14 protein-coding genes are annotated in these 15,225 nt (G+C 68.9%); 4 read left to right on the forward strand and 10 right to left on the reverse strand.

The window, feature by feature from the left end; all coding sequences use genetic code 11:
* Window positions 1-19 precede the first annotated feature (19 nt).
* The 8 genes from N0K08_RS18055 to N0K08_RS18090 are packed head-to-tail and all read right to left on the reverse strand — an operon-like array spanning window position 20 to window position 8,883.
* Window positions 20-1,012: a Bug family tripartite tricarboxylate transporter substrate binding protein gene (locus N0K08_RS18055; RefSeq protein ID WP_261501787.1), complete on the reverse strand. Its 993-nt coding sequence runs from the start codon at window positions 1,010-1,012 to the stop codon at window positions 20-22.
* A 21-nt stretch (window positions 1,013-1,033) separates the two neighbouring features.
* Window positions 1,034-1,732: a carboxymuconolactone decarboxylase family protein gene (locus tag N0K08_RS18060; RefSeq protein WP_261501788.1), complete on the reverse strand. Its 699-nt coding sequence runs from the start codon at window positions 1,730-1,732 to the stop codon at window positions 1,034-1,036.
* Window positions 1,729-2,997: an SDR family NAD(P)-dependent oxidoreductase gene (locus N0K08_RS18065; RefSeq protein ID WP_261501789.1), complete on the reverse strand. Its 1,269-nt coding sequence runs from the start codon at window positions 2,995-2,997 to the stop codon at window positions 1,729-1,731. The genes N0K08_RS18060 and N0K08_RS18065 overlap by 4 nt, the downstream gene beginning before the upstream one ends.
* Window positions 2,998-3,005: 8 nt before the next feature.
* Window positions 3,006-3,773, reverse strand: coding sequence for an SDR family NAD(P)-dependent oxidoreductase (locus tag N0K08_RS18070; RefSeq protein ID WP_261501790.1), 768 nt, complete (start codon window positions 3,771-3,773; stop codon window positions 3,006-3,008).
* Entirely contained in the window at window positions 3,770-4,744 is a 975-nt protein-coding gene (locus N0K08_RS18075; protein ID WP_261501791.1) for an acyl-CoA dehydrogenase family protein, read from the reverse strand. Before N0K08_RS18075 ends, N0K08_RS18070 begins: the two co-directional genes overlap by 4 nt.
* Before the next feature lies 1 nt (window position 4,745).
* Window positions 4,746-5,951, reverse strand: a complete 1,206-nt coding sequence (locus N0K08_RS18080) for an acyl-CoA dehydrogenase family protein (protein ID WP_261501792.1) — start codon at window positions 5,949-5,951, stop codon at window positions 4,746-4,748.
* Window positions 5,941-8,109, reverse strand: coding sequence for an acetate--CoA ligase family protein (locus N0K08_RS18085; protein WP_261501793.1), 2,169 nt, complete (start codon window positions 8,107-8,109; stop codon window positions 5,941-5,943). Before N0K08_RS18085 ends, N0K08_RS18080 begins: the two co-directional genes overlap by 11 nt.
* A 3-nt stretch (window positions 8,110-8,112) precedes the next feature.
* Complete coding sequence (locus N0K08_RS18090) at window positions 8,113-8,883, reverse strand: enoyl-CoA hydratase/isomerase family protein (RefSeq protein ID WP_261501794.1); 771 nt, start codon at window positions 8,881-8,883, stop codon at window positions 8,113-8,115.
* Window positions 8,884-9,200: 317 nt separating this feature from the next.
* Between N0K08_RS18090 and N0K08_RS18095 the strand changes: the two genes are divergently transcribed.
* Window positions 9,201-10,103 carry an SMP-30/gluconolactonase/LRE family protein gene (locus tag N0K08_RS18095; RefSeq protein WP_261501795.1) on the forward strand — a complete coding sequence of 301 codons (903 nt, stop codon included), beginning with the start codon at window positions 9,201-9,203 and terminating at the stop codon, window positions 10,101-10,103.
* Here N0K08_RS18095 and N0K08_RS18100 read toward each other — a convergent pair.
* The gene (locus N0K08_RS18100) at window positions 10,088-11,047 is read right to left on the reverse strand and encodes a LysR family transcriptional regulator (RefSeq protein ID WP_261501796.1); all 960 of its coding nucleotides are present in this window, start codon (window positions 11,045-11,047) and stop codon (window positions 10,088-10,090) included. The genes N0K08_RS18095 and N0K08_RS18100 overlap by 16 nt on opposite strands.
* Before the next feature lie 113 nt (window positions 11,048-11,160).
* Between N0K08_RS18100 and N0K08_RS18105 the strand changes: the two genes are divergently transcribed.
* Genes N0K08_RS18105 through N0K08_RS18115 form a run of 3 tightly spaced genes read left to right on the forward strand, consistent with a single transcriptional unit; the run spans window position 11,161 to window position 14,035 of the window.
* Window positions 11,161-12,231, forward strand: coding sequence for an LLM class flavin-dependent oxidoreductase (locus tag N0K08_RS18105; protein ID WP_261501797.1), 1,071 nt, complete (start codon window positions 11,161-11,163; stop codon window positions 12,229-12,231).
* A 10-nt stretch (window positions 12,232-12,241) separates the two neighbouring features.
* Window positions 12,242-13,027 (forward strand): flavin reductase family protein, encoded by a 786-nt coding sequence (locus tag N0K08_RS18110; protein WP_261501798.1) that lies wholly within the window; start codon window positions 12,242-12,244, stop codon window positions 13,025-13,027.
* A gap of 48 nt (window positions 13,028-13,075) precedes the next feature.
* Window positions 13,076-14,035, forward strand: a complete 960-nt coding sequence (locus N0K08_RS18115; RefSeq protein ID WP_261501799.1) for a tripartite tricarboxylate transporter substrate binding protein — start codon at window positions 13,076-13,078, stop codon at window positions 14,033-14,035.
* 133 nt (window positions 14,036-14,168) lie between these two features.
* On the opposite strand, the gene N0K08_RS18120 is transcribed toward N0K08_RS18115, so the two are convergent.
* The gene (locus N0K08_RS18120) at window positions 14,169-15,179 is read right to left on the reverse strand and encodes a tripartite tricarboxylate transporter substrate binding protein (protein ID WP_261501800.1); all 1,011 of its coding nucleotides are present in this window, start codon (window positions 15,177-15,179) and stop codon (window positions 14,169-14,171) included.
* Window positions 15,180-15,225: the final 46 nt, after the last annotated feature.

Genomic DNA, 15,225 nt, shown 5'->3' on the forward strand with positions numbered 1-15,225 from the left:
CCCGCGCCCGCCAGCCGACTCAATCCACCTGCAGCTTGGCCACCTTGGCCAGGTTTTGCCAGATCGCCACGTCCTGGCGCACGGTGGCGCTGAACTGCTCGACGTTCTTGAGCGGTGGGCGCGGCATGTTCTGCAGCGCGAATTTCTGCACCACGTCCTCGGTGGCCAGGATGCGGTTGATTTCCTGGTTCAGCCGCTGGACGATTTCCGGCGGCGTGCCGGTGGGCGCGAAAACGCCATACCAGCCATTCATGTCGAAGCGGTAGCCCTGCTCGGCGAGCGTGGAGACTTCGGGCAGGGCCGGGCCGCGTGCCGAGCCGGTACAGCCCAGCGCGATCAGCTTGCCCGAGCGGATGTGGGGCACGGGAGACGCGATGTCGGTGAAGGCGACGGGAATGTTGTTGCCCAGCAGGTCGGTGATCAGCTGGGCATTGCCTTTGAACGGCACATGGGGCATGGCCAGGCCGTAATGGGCCTTGATGCCTTCCATGGCCAGGTGGCCGGTCGAGCCGCTGCCCCAGGAGCCGTAGACCAGCTTGTCGGGCTGGGCCTTGGCAGAGCGCACCAGATCGGCCAGGTTCTTGAAGCCGGTCGACGGGTGGGCTACCAGCAGAATGCCCGAGGCGCCGATCTGGGCCACGGGCTGCAGGTCCTTCTGGGCGTCATACGGCATCCTGGCCTGAATGATGGGATTGATGGCAATGGCCGATGAAGGCGACATCAGCAGGGTGTAGCCATCGGCATGGGCCTTGGCCACGGCATCGGTGCCTATGAGGCTGTTGGCGCCGGGCCGGTTGTCCACGACCACGGGCTGGCGCAGCGCGGCTTGCAGGCTGACCGAAATGAGGCGCGCGAAGATGTCCATGCCCGATCCCGCCGGCCCCGGCACCACCAGCCGGATGGGGCGCGTGGGCCAGGTCGACGCGGCCGCGCGGGCCTGGACCTGTGACTGCAAGGCCAAGAGGGCGGAGCCGGCGAGCAGGGTGCGGCGGGTGATGGGCGTATGGATCATGGAATTGTCTCCTGGGTGTTCTTATGGGGGCAGCCGTGTCTCGTCGGCCGTGAGGCTGGCATACACCTGGGCGCCCAGTGCCGTGCCATGCACGGCCAGGTGGGCGCCCAGCTGTATGGCCTGCAGCAGTTCGGCGCGCTGCAGGCCTTGCGCCAAACCGCCGCGCAAATGCTGGCGCAGCGCTTCGGGGTGGTGGGCGGTGAAGCAGGCGGCAAGCGCGACCCGGATCAGGCATTTCTCGGCGTCGCTCAGGCCGTCGCCGGGGCTGGACAGCGCGAGGAACTCCTGCGCGGCCGCAGCATAGTCGGGATCCAGAGCCCTTAGTGGCGACATAGCGTCGCTGCCCGGGGCCAGGCCGCATTCTTCGGCCAGCAGGGCCGCGGCCTGGGTCACGCCGTCCAGGCCCTGGGCGGCGACCAGGTGCAGCACATCGAACAGTTCGGCCGGGCCCACACCCAGTTCCAGCGCGCGCGCCATGTGGGTGCGCAGGCCGGGCTCGAACAAATGGCTGCCGGACGCGTCCAGCGCCACGTAGATCAGCTCGACCAGCCGTTCGCTCAATGGACCGTGGCGCGCGGGATGGCCGGCATAGCGGGCGTAGGCGCGCACAAAGGCCGGGTGCTCGCGCAGCATGGTCGCGGCCCAGGGGCGCCAGTAGCCGCGCTCGCGTTCGAACTCGGCCTGGATGGCCGCGCGGTCGATTGGAGGGGGCGTGGTCATGGCAGTGCCGGCGCCAGGCCAGCGGCGGGGTGCAGTACTTGGCCGGTGAGGAACTGGGCGCGCGCGCCGACCAGGTAGTCGAGCAGGGGCAGGCAGTCGGCGGCGGCGCAGTCAGCGGCCGGCGCCAGCGCATTGATGCGCAGGCCTGCGGCGCCCCATTCGGCGGCCAGGGTGGCGACGGCCATGCGGGCCGCCGCGGCGTCGCCGGCCTGCTCCCAGGGCAGCGCGTCCGAAGAGGCCGAAGGCAGCAGCAGCGTGAGGCTGGCCTGGTGTGTGTGCGCCGCGCGGAAGGCACGCGCCGCGTCGAGCACGGCTGCCAGTACGGCGCCGGTCGGTGCATTCAGGGCGCGGCCGTCGAGCACGGCGGGGTAGGCGGCGGCGCTGGGCTCGGCCATGGGCCAGTGGGCGAGCGCGGCCTGCCATTGCGGGTCGGCGATGGCCGTGCATTGCAGTGCCAGCGGCGTGTCCAGGGGCAGGGCGGGTTGCCGGGACGCGGGCAGGGGCTGGCTGCCGCCATAGATGGAGGAGCCGCCGTCGACCACCAGCAGCTGGCCCGCGCAGGGGCGGGCGCCGGGGCTGACGAGAAAGGCCAGGGCTTCGGCCATGTCTTCGGGCTCGGCCATGCGCGCCAGTGGAATGCGGGACAGCACCTGGGCCAGGTTCAGGCGCTGGCTGGCGATCAGGCCTTGCACGAGCTCGGTGCGCACAAAGCCTGGCGACAGCGCGCTCACGCTCCAGTCGGGGCGGGCACGGGCCAGGGCCTGGGTCTGGGCGATCAGGCCGGCCTTGCTGGCGCTGTACAGGCCGCGCCAGGGAATGGCGCGCAGGCCCGCGCCCGAGGCCACATTGACGATGCGCGCGCCGGCACGCAGGTGGGGCGTGCAGACGCGCACCATGTGGGCGGGCGCTGCCAGATTCAGCGCCAGCAGCCGCTGCGCCGCGCCCTGGTCCGCGCCCTGGTCCGCGCCCGCGAGCACGTCTGCGCCTCCGGCGGACATGCCGGCGTTGTTGATCAGTGCGTCCAGGGGGGGCAGGCGCGGGCCCAGGGCGGCTATCCGGGCGCGGTCCGTGAGGTCGGCGACCAGTGCCAGGGGCAGGGGCGCTGCGGCCGGCCAGGCGGCTTGCAGGCGCTCCAGGGCCGCGGCATCGGCGTCCACCAGCACGCAGTGCCATCCCTGGCGGGCCAGGCGCAGCGCCGTGGCCCGGCCTATGCCGCCTGCGGCGCCGGTGATCAGAACGCTCGCGGAATCGGAAGGGGGGGCCATGGCGTGGTTCAGACGTTGGTGAGCGTCACGCCGCCGTCCACGGCCAGGCCCTGGGCGGTGATGAAGCCGGCGTCGTCGCTGGCCAGAAAGCAGATGGCGCGGGCGATGTCTTCCACCGTGCCCAGGCGGCCCATGGGCGTGCTCGCGACGCGCGCGGCGTCGCGCTCGGCATTGCGGTTGCGCTGCGTGCCTTCGGTGGGCACGGCCGACGGGCAGACCGCGTTGACGCGGATGCGCTGGGCGCCGAGTTCGGCCGCGGCCGCGCGCGTGATGCCCAGGATGCCCGACTTGATGCCGGAGTAGACCAGGGAGTTGGGGGCCGAACGCAGTGCGGCGGTGGACGCCACGTTGACGATGGCGCCGCCGCGCTCGGGGTCCATGGCCGCGGTCGCGGCCTGTATGCCCCAGATCACGGCCTTGAAGCCCACGTCGAGCATGCGCTCCATGGTGTCGGCCTGGATGTCGGGCACGGCCTGGTAGCGCACCCAGGCCGCGTTGTTGACCAGGATGTCGAAGCGGCCGCCTTCGCTGCGCGCCTGTTCCACGGCCGCCTGTATGCCTTCGCGGCTGGCGATGTTCTGCACCACGCCGAAAGCCCGGCCGCCGGCGGCGCGGATTTCATCGACCACGGCGGCGACGAATTCGGGCTTGAGGTCGTTGACGGCGACGACGGCGCCGCGGGCGGCCATCTGGCGCGCGGTTTCACGGCCTATGCCGTTGCCGGCGCCGGTGATCAGGGCCACGCGGTCCTGCAGATCGAGTTTTTGCGCGCTCATGCGGCCTCCTGTGCGGTGATGAAGTCTTGTCCGAGTTGGCGCGCCAGGGCGTCCGCGCCGCAGGCGGCGTCGAGTCCGCGCACGGTGCGCAGGGCGCGGTGCAGCGGCAGTTCCCAGGTGAAGCCCATGCCCCCGTGCAGGTGCATGGCTTTTTCGATGATGAAAGCCGCGTGCCGCAGGTTCAGCGCCAGGGCGCTGCGCGCCGTGCGCTCCTGTGCCGCGCAGTCGCTGCGCAGCGCGTGCGCGATGGCCGCGCCGCCGGCTTCGTGGAACAGCTTCATGCGCGCCAGCCAGTGGCGCACGGCCTGGCGCGTGGACAGCGCGGCGCCGAACTGCACGCGGGTGTTGGTGTGCTCCACGGCGGCCAGCAGCGCGCCGTCGGCCGCGCCATGGGCCGTGGCGGCGAGCAGCAGGTTCAGGTCCTGCCACAGCGCGGCGGCGGCGTCGGCATCCAGCCGGGCCAGCACCGTGGCCTGGGACAGGTCCAGCCAGGCGGCGGGCTCTTCTGGGTCCAGCGCCGGGTCGAGCTGGCAGGGTGCGCCGGCCAGGTCGACCAGGACGGCGCCCTCGCCTTCGGCCGTGCGCAGCAGCAGCCAGTCGGACTGCTGCGCCTGGCGGGCATGACCGACCCAGGCATCGCCCAGCCGGCCTTGCACGGCAATGGTCGCGCGGCGGCTGCCGTCGGCCAGCGCCGCGCGCAGCGCTGCATCGGGCAGGTGGCGGGCGAGCGCGATCTGCTCGGCCAGCGCAAAGCGCAGGCGCAGCCGGCCGCCGGCCTGCACCACGGGCACGGCAAAGGCCAGCGGCAAGTCCATGCCGCCATCGTCCTCGGGCGCGCAGACGCCGAACAGGCCGGCCGCGGCCAGCACGCCCGCATGGGCCTCGGCGGGACGGCTCAGCGCATCGGTGATGGCGGCCTCGGCGGCTTCGCCGAATTCTTCGGGCCGCAGCCCCTTGTCGTCTTGGGTCATGTCAATGCTCCCGGGGCAGCTGGAGAATGCGTTGCGCGATGAGATCGAGCTGGACTTCGGAAGTCCCGGCGTAAATCGTTTCGGCACGTGAGAACAGGTAGGCCTGGGTGAAGAACTTGCGGGCGCGCTGGGCCAGCGGGCTGGATTGCGGGCCGATCTGGCTGACCTGGGACAGCGCGAAGCCGGCGAATGCCTGGTGGCATTCCGACCAGAACAGCTTGGTCAGCGAGCCGCGGGCGCCCACGCTTTCGCCGGCCATGATCTGGTCGACCGAGCGGTGGACCAGGCCTTTGTGGGCGTCGATTTCGCCGAGCACATCGCCCAGCTGGCGCTGCACGCCGGCGTCTTCGAGCTGGCGCGACAGCAGCGGGTCGGAGCGCAGGGCGCGCACCAGAAATCCCATCTCGCTTTCGAAGCGCCAGGGGCGGTACATGCGGTTGGTGGCGCGCTCTATGGTCAGCACTTTCAAGGCGGCGGCCCAGCCCTCGTCGGGCGCGCCCAGGCGGGCGCTGTCGGGCACGACCACGTCGTCAAAAAAGACTTCGGCGAACGAGTCCTTGTTGTCTATGGACTTGATGGGCACCACGCGGATGCCCGGCGTGTCCATGGGCACGGCGAACATCAGCAGGCCGCGGTGGCGGTCGGCCACGGTGCCGGTGCGGGCCAGCAGCAGGCAGTAGTGGGCCTTGGCCGCGCCGCTGGTCCAGATCTTCTGGCCGTTGATGCGCCACTGCTCGCCTTCGCGTACCGCCTTGGTGCGCAGCCGGGCGAGATCGGAGCCCGCGTCGGGCTCGGAAAAGCCCTGGCACCAGAACTCGCGCATGGCCAGGATGTTGGGCAGGAAGCTTTGCTTTTGCGCTTCCGTGCCCACGCCCATGATGATGGGGCCGGCGAGTTCCTTGCCGATGGAGCTCACGCTGTCGGGCATCAGGAGGGCGCCGACTTCCTGGTTCACCGCCAGGTGCTCGCGCAGGCCCAGGCCGTGGCCGCCATAGACCGTGGGCCAGGTCATGCCGGCCAGGCCGGCCTGGTGCATGGCGGCTTCCCACTCGCGGCTTTCCTCCAGGGTCGGGCTGCGGTAGTCGAGGCTGTCGGCCCGCATGTGCGTGGGCAGGTGGCTGGCGAGCCAGTCACGGGCGTGGCGGCGGTAGCGGGCCGCGGCGTCGGCGCTCAGGGGCGTGGAGGCCAGGTCGGGGTCATGCAGCATGGGAACTCTCGTGGTCAGGGGTGCGGGCCGGCCGCACGGGAACCATCAGCGCGTCGAGGATGGCAATGCCTTCGCCTTGGGGACGCACCAGAATGGGGTTGAGGTCGATTTCGGCGACCTGGTCGCGGTGGCGGCAGGCGAACTCGGACAGCCGCGCCACGGCGCGTGCGGCCGCAGCCACGTCGGCCGGGGCCTGGCCACGCGCGCCGTCGAGCAGCGGGAACAGGCGCAGCGAGCGGATCATGGCCAGGGCCTGGGTTTCGCTCACCGGCGCGGGCTGCACGGCGACGTCGCGCAGGACTTCGGCGTAGATGCCGCCCATGCCGACCATCACCACCGGGCCGAACACCGGGTCGCGCGAAATGCCGGCGATCAGTTCGGTGCCGCCGCGCAGCATGGGCGCGACCAGCAGGCCTTCGAGGCGGGCCTCGGGCGCATGGCGGGCCACGCTGGCCAGGATGCGCGCGCAGGCCGCGCGCACGGCCTGGGCATCGCCCAGGTTCAGGGCCACGCCGCCGGCTTCGGTCTTGTGCGGAATGTCTTCGGACAGGATCTTCAGCACCACGGGGTAGCCCAGAGACTCGGCGGCCTGCACGGCAGCGTCGGCGTCCTGCACCGCCAGCTCGCGCGGCACTTCGAAGCCCGCGGCGATCAGCGCCTGCTTGGCCGCGTATTCGGTGCGGAAGGTGTCTTCGGGCAGGCGCGCGGCCGTGCTGCTGGTGGAGGCCACGGGCGCCTGTTCGGCATCGAGCAGGCTGGCCAGGCGGCCCAGGGCTTCGAGGCCGCGCGCGGCGGCGTCGATGCTGGAGAACACCGGAATGCCCAGGGCCTGGATCTGCACCACGGCGTCGGCCGGGCCGCGGCTGATGATGACCAGCGGGCGCTGCGGATAGGCGGCGCGCAGCTGGGCCAGGGCTTCGAGGTAGATGCCGCGCAGCCGCGTGCTGTACAGGCCCAGCGACAGGAACAGCACGGTGGTGGCTTCGCCCGGGTCTTCCTGCAGCGCGGACAGCACTTCGAACAGGATGTCGGGGCGGCTGGAAATCTGCGCCGAAGCGTCGACGGGGTTGTTGGTGCTTGCGCCGGGCAGCACCTTGTGGATGCGCTCGCGCGTGGCGGCGGCCAGCGGCGGCAGCTCCAGCCCGGCCTGGCTCATGGCGTCGGCCATCATGATGCCGAAACCGCCCGAGGCCGCGACCAGCGTCACCGCGGGCTTGCGCGGCAGGCTATGGGGCAGCAGCTGGGCCACGGCCTGGCCGATTTCCACCAGGTCTTCGTGGGAGCGCACGCGTAGCGCGCCATGGCGGCGCAGCACGGCGTCGACGACCGCATCCGAGGCGGCGAGCGCGCCGGTGTGGGACGCGGCCGCGGCCTGGCCTTGTTCGGTGGCGCCGATCTTCAGCACCAGCACCGGCGTCTGGTGTTCGCGGGCGATGGCCAGGGCCTGGGTCAGGCGCTCGCCATCGCGGCAGGTTTCCATGCAGCACAGGATGACGCGCGTCGCCGGGTCGCGCGCCAGCGCGGCGATGCCGTCGGCCAGGTCCACTTCGGCTTCGTTGCCGGTGGTCACCATGCGGCTGATGCCGACGCCGCGCTGCACCAGCAGCTGCAAGGTGTAGCTGCCGATGTTGCCCGACTGGGAGACGATGCCGATGGCGCCGGGCTGGGGGTAGTAGTCTTCCAGCGCGACCGAGAACGAGGCGATGGCACGCTCGGCCACGCTCACCGTGCCCAGGCAGTTGGGGCCCAGCAGGCGCATGCCGTGGCGCAGGGCCACGTCGCGCATTTCGGCCTGCCAGGCCGCGCCTTCTTCCCCGGCTTCGGCAAAGCCCGAGGACAGCACGACCACGGCGCGCACGCCGCGCGCGGCGCAGTCCTGCACGGCCTGCAAGGCCTGGGCCGCGGGCACGGCGATCAGGGCCAGCTCGGGCGCTTCGGGTGTATCGGCCAGGCGGGCGTAGGCCGGCAGGCCCTGGATCTCACCGCCCTTGGGGTTGATGGGATAGATCTGGCCTGCATAGCCGTGGCGCTGCAGCAGGTGCACGGGGCGGCCGCCGATCTTGGTGGGCTCGGCCGAAGCGCCGATCACCGCGATGCCGCGCGCCAGGAAAAAGTGGTCCATCCCGGCCCCAGGGGCGGGAGTCTGGTGTGCAGTCATGGTTCAGCGTCCCTTGAATTGCGGAGCGCGTTTTTCGAGGAAGGCCATGCGGGCTTCGCGCGCATCCTCGGTCCTGGACAGCGCCATGGTGAACTCCTGCTCGAAGCGGTAGGCGTCGCGCTGGGGCATGACATCGACCATGTTGGCCGCCCGCTTGGCGAAGGCGATGGCCATGGGAGCCTTGGAGGCGATTTCACGGGCCAGGGCCATGGTCACCGGCAGCAGCTCCTGCTCGGGCAGCACCTGCTCGATCACATTGCGCTGCAGCAGCTCGTGCGCCGTCAGGCGCTGGCCGGTGAAGAACATGCGGCGCAGCGTGGAGCGGCCGAAGACGGTCTTGAGCATGGAGGCACCGCCGGCCAGGCCCACATTGATTTCGGGCATGCCGACGGTGGCGTTTTCCGATGCGTACAGGATGTCGCAGGCCGCCGCCAGGCCAAAGCCCGCGCCCAGGGCCGCGCCGTTGATCGCGGCGATCACCGGCTTGGCGCATTCGCGGATGGCGTTGCCGGTTTCGCGCGTAATCCGGTTGTGCTCCAGAAAGTCGCCGTGAATATCGGCGTCGGGGCGGTCTTTTAAATCGGCGCCAGCGCAGAAAATGCTGCCCTGGCCCGTCAATACGGCGCAGCGAATATCGTCACGTGCGGAAATCTCGTCAAAGATCGCCACGATTTCCCGGCGCATTGCACGGTTGAGTGCATTGACCGGAGGGCGGTTGAGCGTGACCAGGGCCACATGGTCCTGGATTTCAAGGAGAACGCTTTTTTCAGTCATGGGACACCCCGATGGAAATAATGGCCAGGCCGGCGGTTGGCGGGCGTGAATATGCAATATCTGCAGCGTGGTGCAGAGAATCTGTGGCGATCAAATTTGTCTCCTGGTTTTCGGGCGAAACCCGATCCCTCTACAAGGGGGTGCAGGGAAATTCTAGGGAGGAATATCCCAAATGAGTCCTGCCAAATCGTTGGATGTGTTCTGCGAAAACGTACGGAGTCGCAGGCCGGTCGCCGCTTTTAAGATGGACGCCAGGCGCTCGCGGCTTGCCTGCGCCGAGCTTTTTTCCACTCCTGCCGCTCCACGGTCCCGTCGCCATGCCTGCCTTGCCTGCCTCCCCCGAAATCCTGCCGTTTGGCACGCTGCACACGCGCCTGGGCGAATGCCCGGTCTGGGATGCGCAGCGCCAGTGGCTGTGGCTGATCGACGGCCGCGAAGGGCTGCTGCTGGCGCTGGATGCGCAGGGCGAGGAACGCCAGCGCTTCGAAGTGCCGGCGCCGCTGGGATCGTTTGCGCTCAATAGCGACGGCCGCCTGGTGCTGGCCTTGCGTGAAAGCGTGGTGCTGCTCGACCCCGTGAGCGGGCGCATGCAGACCCTGGGGCGCCTGGAAGATCAGCACCCGAATCTGCGGCTCAACGACGGCGCGGCCCTGGCCGACGGCAGTTTCTGCGTGGGCACCATGCACACGTTCCGCGCGCCGCAGGAAGCGCCGCTGGGCGGCCTGTACCGCATCGACACGGCCGGGCAGATGCTGCGCGTAGACCAGGGCTATGGCGTGGTCAACGGGCCGGTGCAACACCCGGTGGACGGCCGCCTGTTTGTCTGCGACAGCGCGGCCCGGCGCATTTATGTCTATCCGCGGCCCGGGGAGGGGCCGTGGCAGCGGGCGCTGTTCGCCGATACCGAGGGCCTGGGCTCGGGCCCCGACGGCTGCTGCTTCGACGCTGAAGGTGGGTTGTGGAGCGCGCTGGTGCACATCGGCGAGATCGTGCGCTTCGATGCACTGGGCCAGCCGAGTCAGCGCCTGCGCCTGCCGCTGACCCACCCCAGTTCACTGTGCTTTGGCGGCCCGGACCTGGCCGATCTGTTCGTGACCTCGATCTCCGACAGCGGCCGGCTCAGCGCCAGCGGCCCGCTCGATGGGCGGGTGCTGCGCGTGCGCGGGCTGGGGCGGCGCGGTGCGCCCCGGCCGCAGTGCCGGATTCAGGCCCCGGTCTGATCGCTGGCGAGCGCCGCCTCCACGGGCAGGGGGTTGAAGCGGTTGCTTTCGCCCGACACATGTTCGACCACGAAGTCCAGGAACAGCCGCAGCTTGGTCGGCACCATGGGCGTGTCCAGGATGGTGGCGTACATGCCTTCTTCATAGGTGGTGTTGGTCACGCGGTGGTCGGCCATCAGGCGCACCAGGCTGCCGCGCTCCAGGTCGGCGTGCACGGTGTAGTCGTCCAGCAGCGCAATGCCTTCGCCCAGGCGCGCCATCTCCAGCAAGGCCATGCCGTTGTTGCTCGCATGGCGGGGCTGAAAAGCGAAATCCTCCATGTGCGTGCCCCGGCCGAAATGCCACAGATGCTCGCCGCCCGGCAGCAGATAGGCCAGGCAGTCGTGCTCGGCGAGGTCCGTGGGTTGCAGCGGCGGCTGACGCCCCTCGAGGTAGGCGGGCGAAGCGACAAGGAAGCGCTCACTGCGAAACAGGATGCGCCGCTTCACGCCGGCTTCCACCGGCGGTGAAATGCGAAAGTCGATGTCGATCTGGTCGCGCCGCAGGTCGGACGGCGTTTCCGACAGGATCAGCTCGATGTGGATGTCGCGGTAGAGGCGGCGAAAGCGCGCCACCAGCGGCGGCAGCACTCCCAGGCCGAACATCATGCGCGCGTGCACGCGCAAATGGCCTTTGGGGGCCTGGCGGATCGCGGTGATATTGGCGTGGGCGGCGTTGATGTTCCAGAGAATGCCTTCGAGCTGGCGCGCATATTCGTCACCCGACTCGGTGAGCACGATCTGGCGCGTGGAACGCAGCAGCAGCTTGACTTTGAGCGCATCCTCGAAATCGGTGATCAGGCGTGAAACAGCCGTGGCGGAAACACCGAACAGGCGTGCCGTTTCTGAAAAATTCTTGGTTTGTGAGACCGAAAGAAAAAACTCCATAGCACGCAGCCGATCCATGACTTCTCCAATATCCGCAGGACAGAACCTCGATTTTCACGCATTCCGGCCCGGGCGGTGCCTTCCTAGAATCATTTACATCAGATTCAACGCATCCAAACAAGGAGCCCCCCATGGAATTCGGCGTATTTATCCTCGCGCAGCAACGTGGTTACCACCAGAGCTCGCAGCAAGTCATACAGAATTCGATAGCGCAGACGGTGGCCGCTGAGCAGGCGGGCTTCAACACCTCGTGGTTCGCCGAGCACCACTTCAACAACTACTCGCTGTCGCCATCGCCCTTGATGATGATTGCCCATGCCGCGGCCAAGACCAGTCGCATCCGCCTGGGCACGGCGGTGTGCATTCTGCCGCTGTACCACCCGGCACGCTTTCTGGCCGAAGTCGGCTTTGTCGACACGGTGTCCAACGGCCGCCTGGATCTGGGCGTGGGCTCGGGCTACCAGGAGTTCGAGTTCGAACGCTTTGGCGTGAAGATCGCCGAATCGGGCGAGATCTTCCAGGAATTCCTCGACATCATTCCCAAGGGCCTGGGCGAGCGCATCTTCGAATACCACGGCAAGCACCTTGACGTGCCGCCCAGCTCGATCGCCGTGCGCTGCGTGCAAGACCCCATGCCGCCGCTGTGGATCACGTCGGGCAACCCGGTGGTGCTGGGCCGCGGCGTGCGCGAAAACCACAACCTCTTCGTCACCGCGCTGCTCAACGGCAACGAGGCCATCACCAGCCTGCGCGAACGCCTGGACAAGGTGGCCGAGGACAACGGCAAGGACCTGGACCGCGACGTCAAGTTCGGTTTCCTGCGCTGCGCCTATGCCTCCGACAACCGCGCCGAAGTCGATGCCTACCTGGACAACGCACGCTTCCAGCGCCGCATTTCCGAGAGCCTGAAGTACCGCCGCGCCCACAGCAGCGACGGCTACATGGTCCAGGAAGAGCCTTCGCCCACCGACCTGAGCTTCGACCAGATGCGCGCCAACCTGCCCGTGGGCTCGGTCAATCAGGTGATCGACAAGATGCTCGAGGAAATCAGCATCCTGCGTCCCAAGCACATCGCGCTGCAGACCCAGCTGGGTGACTTCGACCAGAAGACCATGCTGCGCCAGATCGAACTCTGGGGCGAACGCATCATTCCCGCGATCCGCAAAGAGGTGGGTGAGCTCAACGTGGCGACTGCCGCCTAAGGAGAAGAGCATGCGCTTTCATTTGTCCAATTCCGGGACCCTGTCCCTGCGCGAGCCCATGGACTTCAAGCGGCTGGATGTGCTGATCGACCCGCAGCCGCCGGAGGCGGTGGAGCAGGCGATCCGCCGCATCGGCCGGCGTGAGAGCGACACCCATATCCGGCTCGCGCCTTCGGTGCTGCGTTTTGTCTGTGCCCATGCGGGCGAGGAAGCCTGGGAGACGGGCTTTGCCCAGATGCTGGACTACGCCCAGCGCCACGGCTGGGTCGACGAACAAGGCCATGTGCGCGCCCACATCAGCCACGGCGACCCGGAAGAAGTGGTCTCGGTGGATGCGTTCAAGACCGCGCTGCGCGCGCTGCCGGCCGGCATTTGCGCCGTCAGCACGGGCCAGGGCGAAGGTGTGGCCGGAATGATCGTCTCCAGCCTCACCGCCGTGTCCGCCGAGCCGCCGATGATCGGTTTCTTCGCCCACCGCCAGTCGTCGTTCACGGCCCCGCTGCTCGAGAGCGGCCGGTTCGTGGCCAACGTGCTGGGCGAAGGCCACGACGCCGTGATGTCGCAGTTCCTGCAGGCGCCCCAGGGGCTGGCCCGTTTCTCGGACGAGCGCTGGCGCCACGAGGACCGCCAGTCGCCGGTGCTGTCCGATGCGCTGGCCAGCATGGAGTGCGATGTGGTCTGGACCCAGACCCTGGGCACCCACCACCTGGTGGTGGGCAAGGTGCGCCGCTCGCACAACAGCCCGTCCAGCCCCGTGGTGCACTTCAACGCCGCCACGCACCGCATCGCCGCCTAGAGCGAACGGGCGCTAGACCCGGCCAGAAAAACCAAGACAGGAGACAGCATGCACTTTTTCAAAGCCCTGGGGCTGGCCGCTGCCGTGGCCGCCGCGCTGCCCTTGCAGGCCCAGGAAGCCTTCCCCAAGCGCCCGGTGACCATCGTCGTGCCCTACTCGGCGGGTGGCGTGACGGATATCTTCGCGCGCAGCGTGGGGCTCAAGCTGGGCGCGCTGTGGGGTCAGCCCGTGGTGGTGGACAACCGCGCGGGCGCGGGCACCATCATCGGCACGCAATACGTCAGCCGGGCACCGGCCGACGGCTACACGCTGCTGTTCACCAGCTACGCCTTCACCTCCAACCCCGAGCTGCGCAAGAACCTGCCGTATTCAGCGACAGCGTTTCGCCCCGTGGCCTTGCTGGGCTCCAGCCACAACATCCTGCTGGTGACCAACCGCCTCAAAGGCAAGTCGCTGGCCGAGCTGCTGGCCCTGGCCAAGACCAAGCAGGGCGGCCTGACGCTGGCGTCTTCGGGCCCGGGCTCCAGCCCGCACATCGGCGCCGAACTGTTTGCCCAGCAGGCCGGCATTCCCTACACCCATGTGCCCTACAAGGGCCAGGGACCGTCCATGCTCGATCTCACGGCGGGCGTGGTGGATGGCATGTTCGACGGCATGTCGTCCTATGCGCAGGTGCAGCACGGCGCCGTGGCCGCGGTGGCGATTGCCGCGCCCCAGCGCCACCCTGCCGCGCCCGAGATCCCCACGTTCCGGGAGCTGGGCATGGACCTGGTTTCGGGCAGCTGGTTCGGCCTGCTGGCGCCGGCCGGCACCCCCGATGCGGTGGTGGCCAGGATCAATGCCGACATGCGCCAGGTCTTGAAGGACGCCGAGTTGAAAGCCCAGATCGCCAAGACCGGCTTGCAGGTGACCACCTCCACGCCGGAAGCGTTCGGCCAGTTCCTGGCCCAGGAATCGGCGAAGCTGCACCGGCTGATCCAGCAGGGCGCGAAGATCGATATTAATTAACACCCCTGAAACTGGCATGTCCCAAAGCGAGGGGCACCGAGGAAGGGCCGCCCCGCACCGAGGGTGCCGTCCCCCTCCACCGAAGGTTGAGAGGGGGAAGCGGCGCAGCCGCTCAGGGGGTGTTGGCCGGTTCTTAACGCAGCGCCAGTCCCGCGGTCTTGATGGCGTGTGCGTAGAGCGGCTGCTCGGCCTGCAGGCTTTTCGCCAGATCCGCGGACGTGCCGCCCGCCACCTTGAAGCCCTGGGCTTCGAGCTGGGCGCGGATTTCCGGCGACTGCAGCACCAGATTGATGTCGCGGTTGATTTTCTGCACCACGGCCTGCGGGGTTCCCACCGGCGCGAAGTAGCCCTGCCAGCTTTCGACCGAAAAGCCGGGAAGCTGGGCTGCTTCCGCGACGGTAGGCACCTGGGGCAGCGCGGGAGAGCGGTAAGCCGTGGTGACGGCCAGCGCGCGCAGCCGCCCCGCCCGCACGTATTCGGTCACGGCCGCGAGGGTGATCAGCGTGGCGTTGGCATGGCCGGCGATCACATCCACGGCGGCCGGACCACCGCCGGGGTAAGGGATGTAGTTCACCTTGGCGCCCGTTTCCTGGGCCAGGATTTCGTGGGCCACATGGGCGATGCCCCCATTGCCCGGCAGGGCCAGGCTGATGCTTTCGGGTTGGGCCTTGGCGCGTGCCAGGTAGTCGGCCAGGGTGTTCAGGCCCGTGCCGGGGTTGACGACCAGGACTTGCGGGCTGACCACGGCTTTGACGATGGGCGTGAAGCTTTTGTTCGTGTCGTAGGGCAGGGCGCGAAACAGGATGCCGTTGAGCGTGAGCCCTTCGCCCTGCTGGAGCAGGGTATAGCCATCGGGGGCCGCCTTCGCGACTTTGGCGGCGCCTATGGTGCCGCTGGCACCGGCAATGTTCTCGACCACCACGCTTTGCCCCCAGAGCACGGACAGCCGTTCGGCCAAGGTGCGGGTGAGCTTGTCGGCGCTGCCGCCCGCCGCCACCGGCACGATGATGCGCACGGGCTTGTTGGGGAAGCTGGGGGCGGTCGTGGTGGCCGCATGCAGCACGGAAAAATGCAGCGCGGCGCCGCCTAGGGTCAGTGCGAGGGCCGACGCCAGGGAGCGCAGAAAGAAACGTTTGGTGGGCATGGGCGGCTCCGGATCAGAGAGAAAAGATGTGCCCAATCTAGGGGCC

Origin of the sequence: Acidovorax bellezanensis (assembly GCF_025421555.1) — a bacterium.
Lineage (GTDB): Bacteria > Pseudomonadota > Gammaproteobacteria > Burkholderiales > Burkholderiaceae_C > Comamonas > Comamonas bellezanensis.

Coding starts and splice junctions, on each gene's coding strand:
- N0K08_RS18055 (WP_261501787.1), bottom strand. CDS start 1,012: ATGATCCATACGCCCATCACCCGCCGCACCCTGCTCGCCGGCTCCGCC.
- N0K08_RS18060 (WP_261501788.1), bottom strand. CDS start 1,732: ATGACCACGCCCCCTCCAATCGACCGCGCGGCCATCCAGGCCGAGTTC.
- N0K08_RS18065 (WP_261501789.1), bottom strand. CDS start 2,997: ATGGCCCCCCCTTCCGATTCCGCGAGCGTTCTGATCACCGGCGCCGCA.
- N0K08_RS18070 (WP_261501790.1), bottom strand. CDS start 3,773: ATGAGCGCGCAAAAACTCGATCTGCAGGACCGCGTGGCCCTGATCACC.
- N0K08_RS18075 (WP_261501791.1), bottom strand. CDS start 4,744: ATGACCCAAGACGACAAGGGGCTGCGGCCCGAAGAATTCGGCGAAGCC.
- N0K08_RS18080 (WP_261501792.1), bottom strand. CDS start 5,951: ATGCTGCATGACCCCGACCTGGCCTCCACGCCCCTGAGCGCCGACGCC.
- N0K08_RS18085 (WP_261501793.1), bottom strand. CDS start 8,109: ATGACTGCACACCAGACTCCCGCCCCTGGGGCCGGGATGGACCACTTT.
- N0K08_RS18090 (WP_261501794.1), bottom strand. CDS start 8,883: ATGACTGAAAAAAGCGTTCTCCTTGAAATCCAGGACCATGTGGCCCTG.
- N0K08_RS18095 (WP_261501795.1), top strand. CDS start 9,201: ATGCCTGCCTTGCCTGCCTCCCCCGAAATCCTGCCGTTTGGCACGCTG.
- N0K08_RS18100 (WP_261501796.1), bottom strand. CDS start 11,047: ATGGATCGGCTGCGTGCTATGGAGTTTTTTCTTTCGGTCTCACAAACC.
- N0K08_RS18105 (WP_261501797.1), top strand. CDS start 11,161: ATGGAATTCGGCGTATTTATCCTCGCGCAGCAACGTGGTTACCACCAG.
- N0K08_RS18110 (WP_261501798.1), top strand. CDS start 12,242: ATGCGCTTTCATTTGTCCAATTCCGGGACCCTGTCCCTGCGCGAGCCC.
- N0K08_RS18115 (WP_261501799.1), top strand. CDS start 13,076: ATGCACTTTTTCAAAGCCCTGGGGCTGGCCGCTGCCGTGGCCGCCGCG.
- N0K08_RS18120 (WP_261501800.1), bottom strand. CDS start 15,179: ATGCCCACCAAACGTTTCTTTCTGCGCTCCCTGGCGTCGGCCCTCGCA.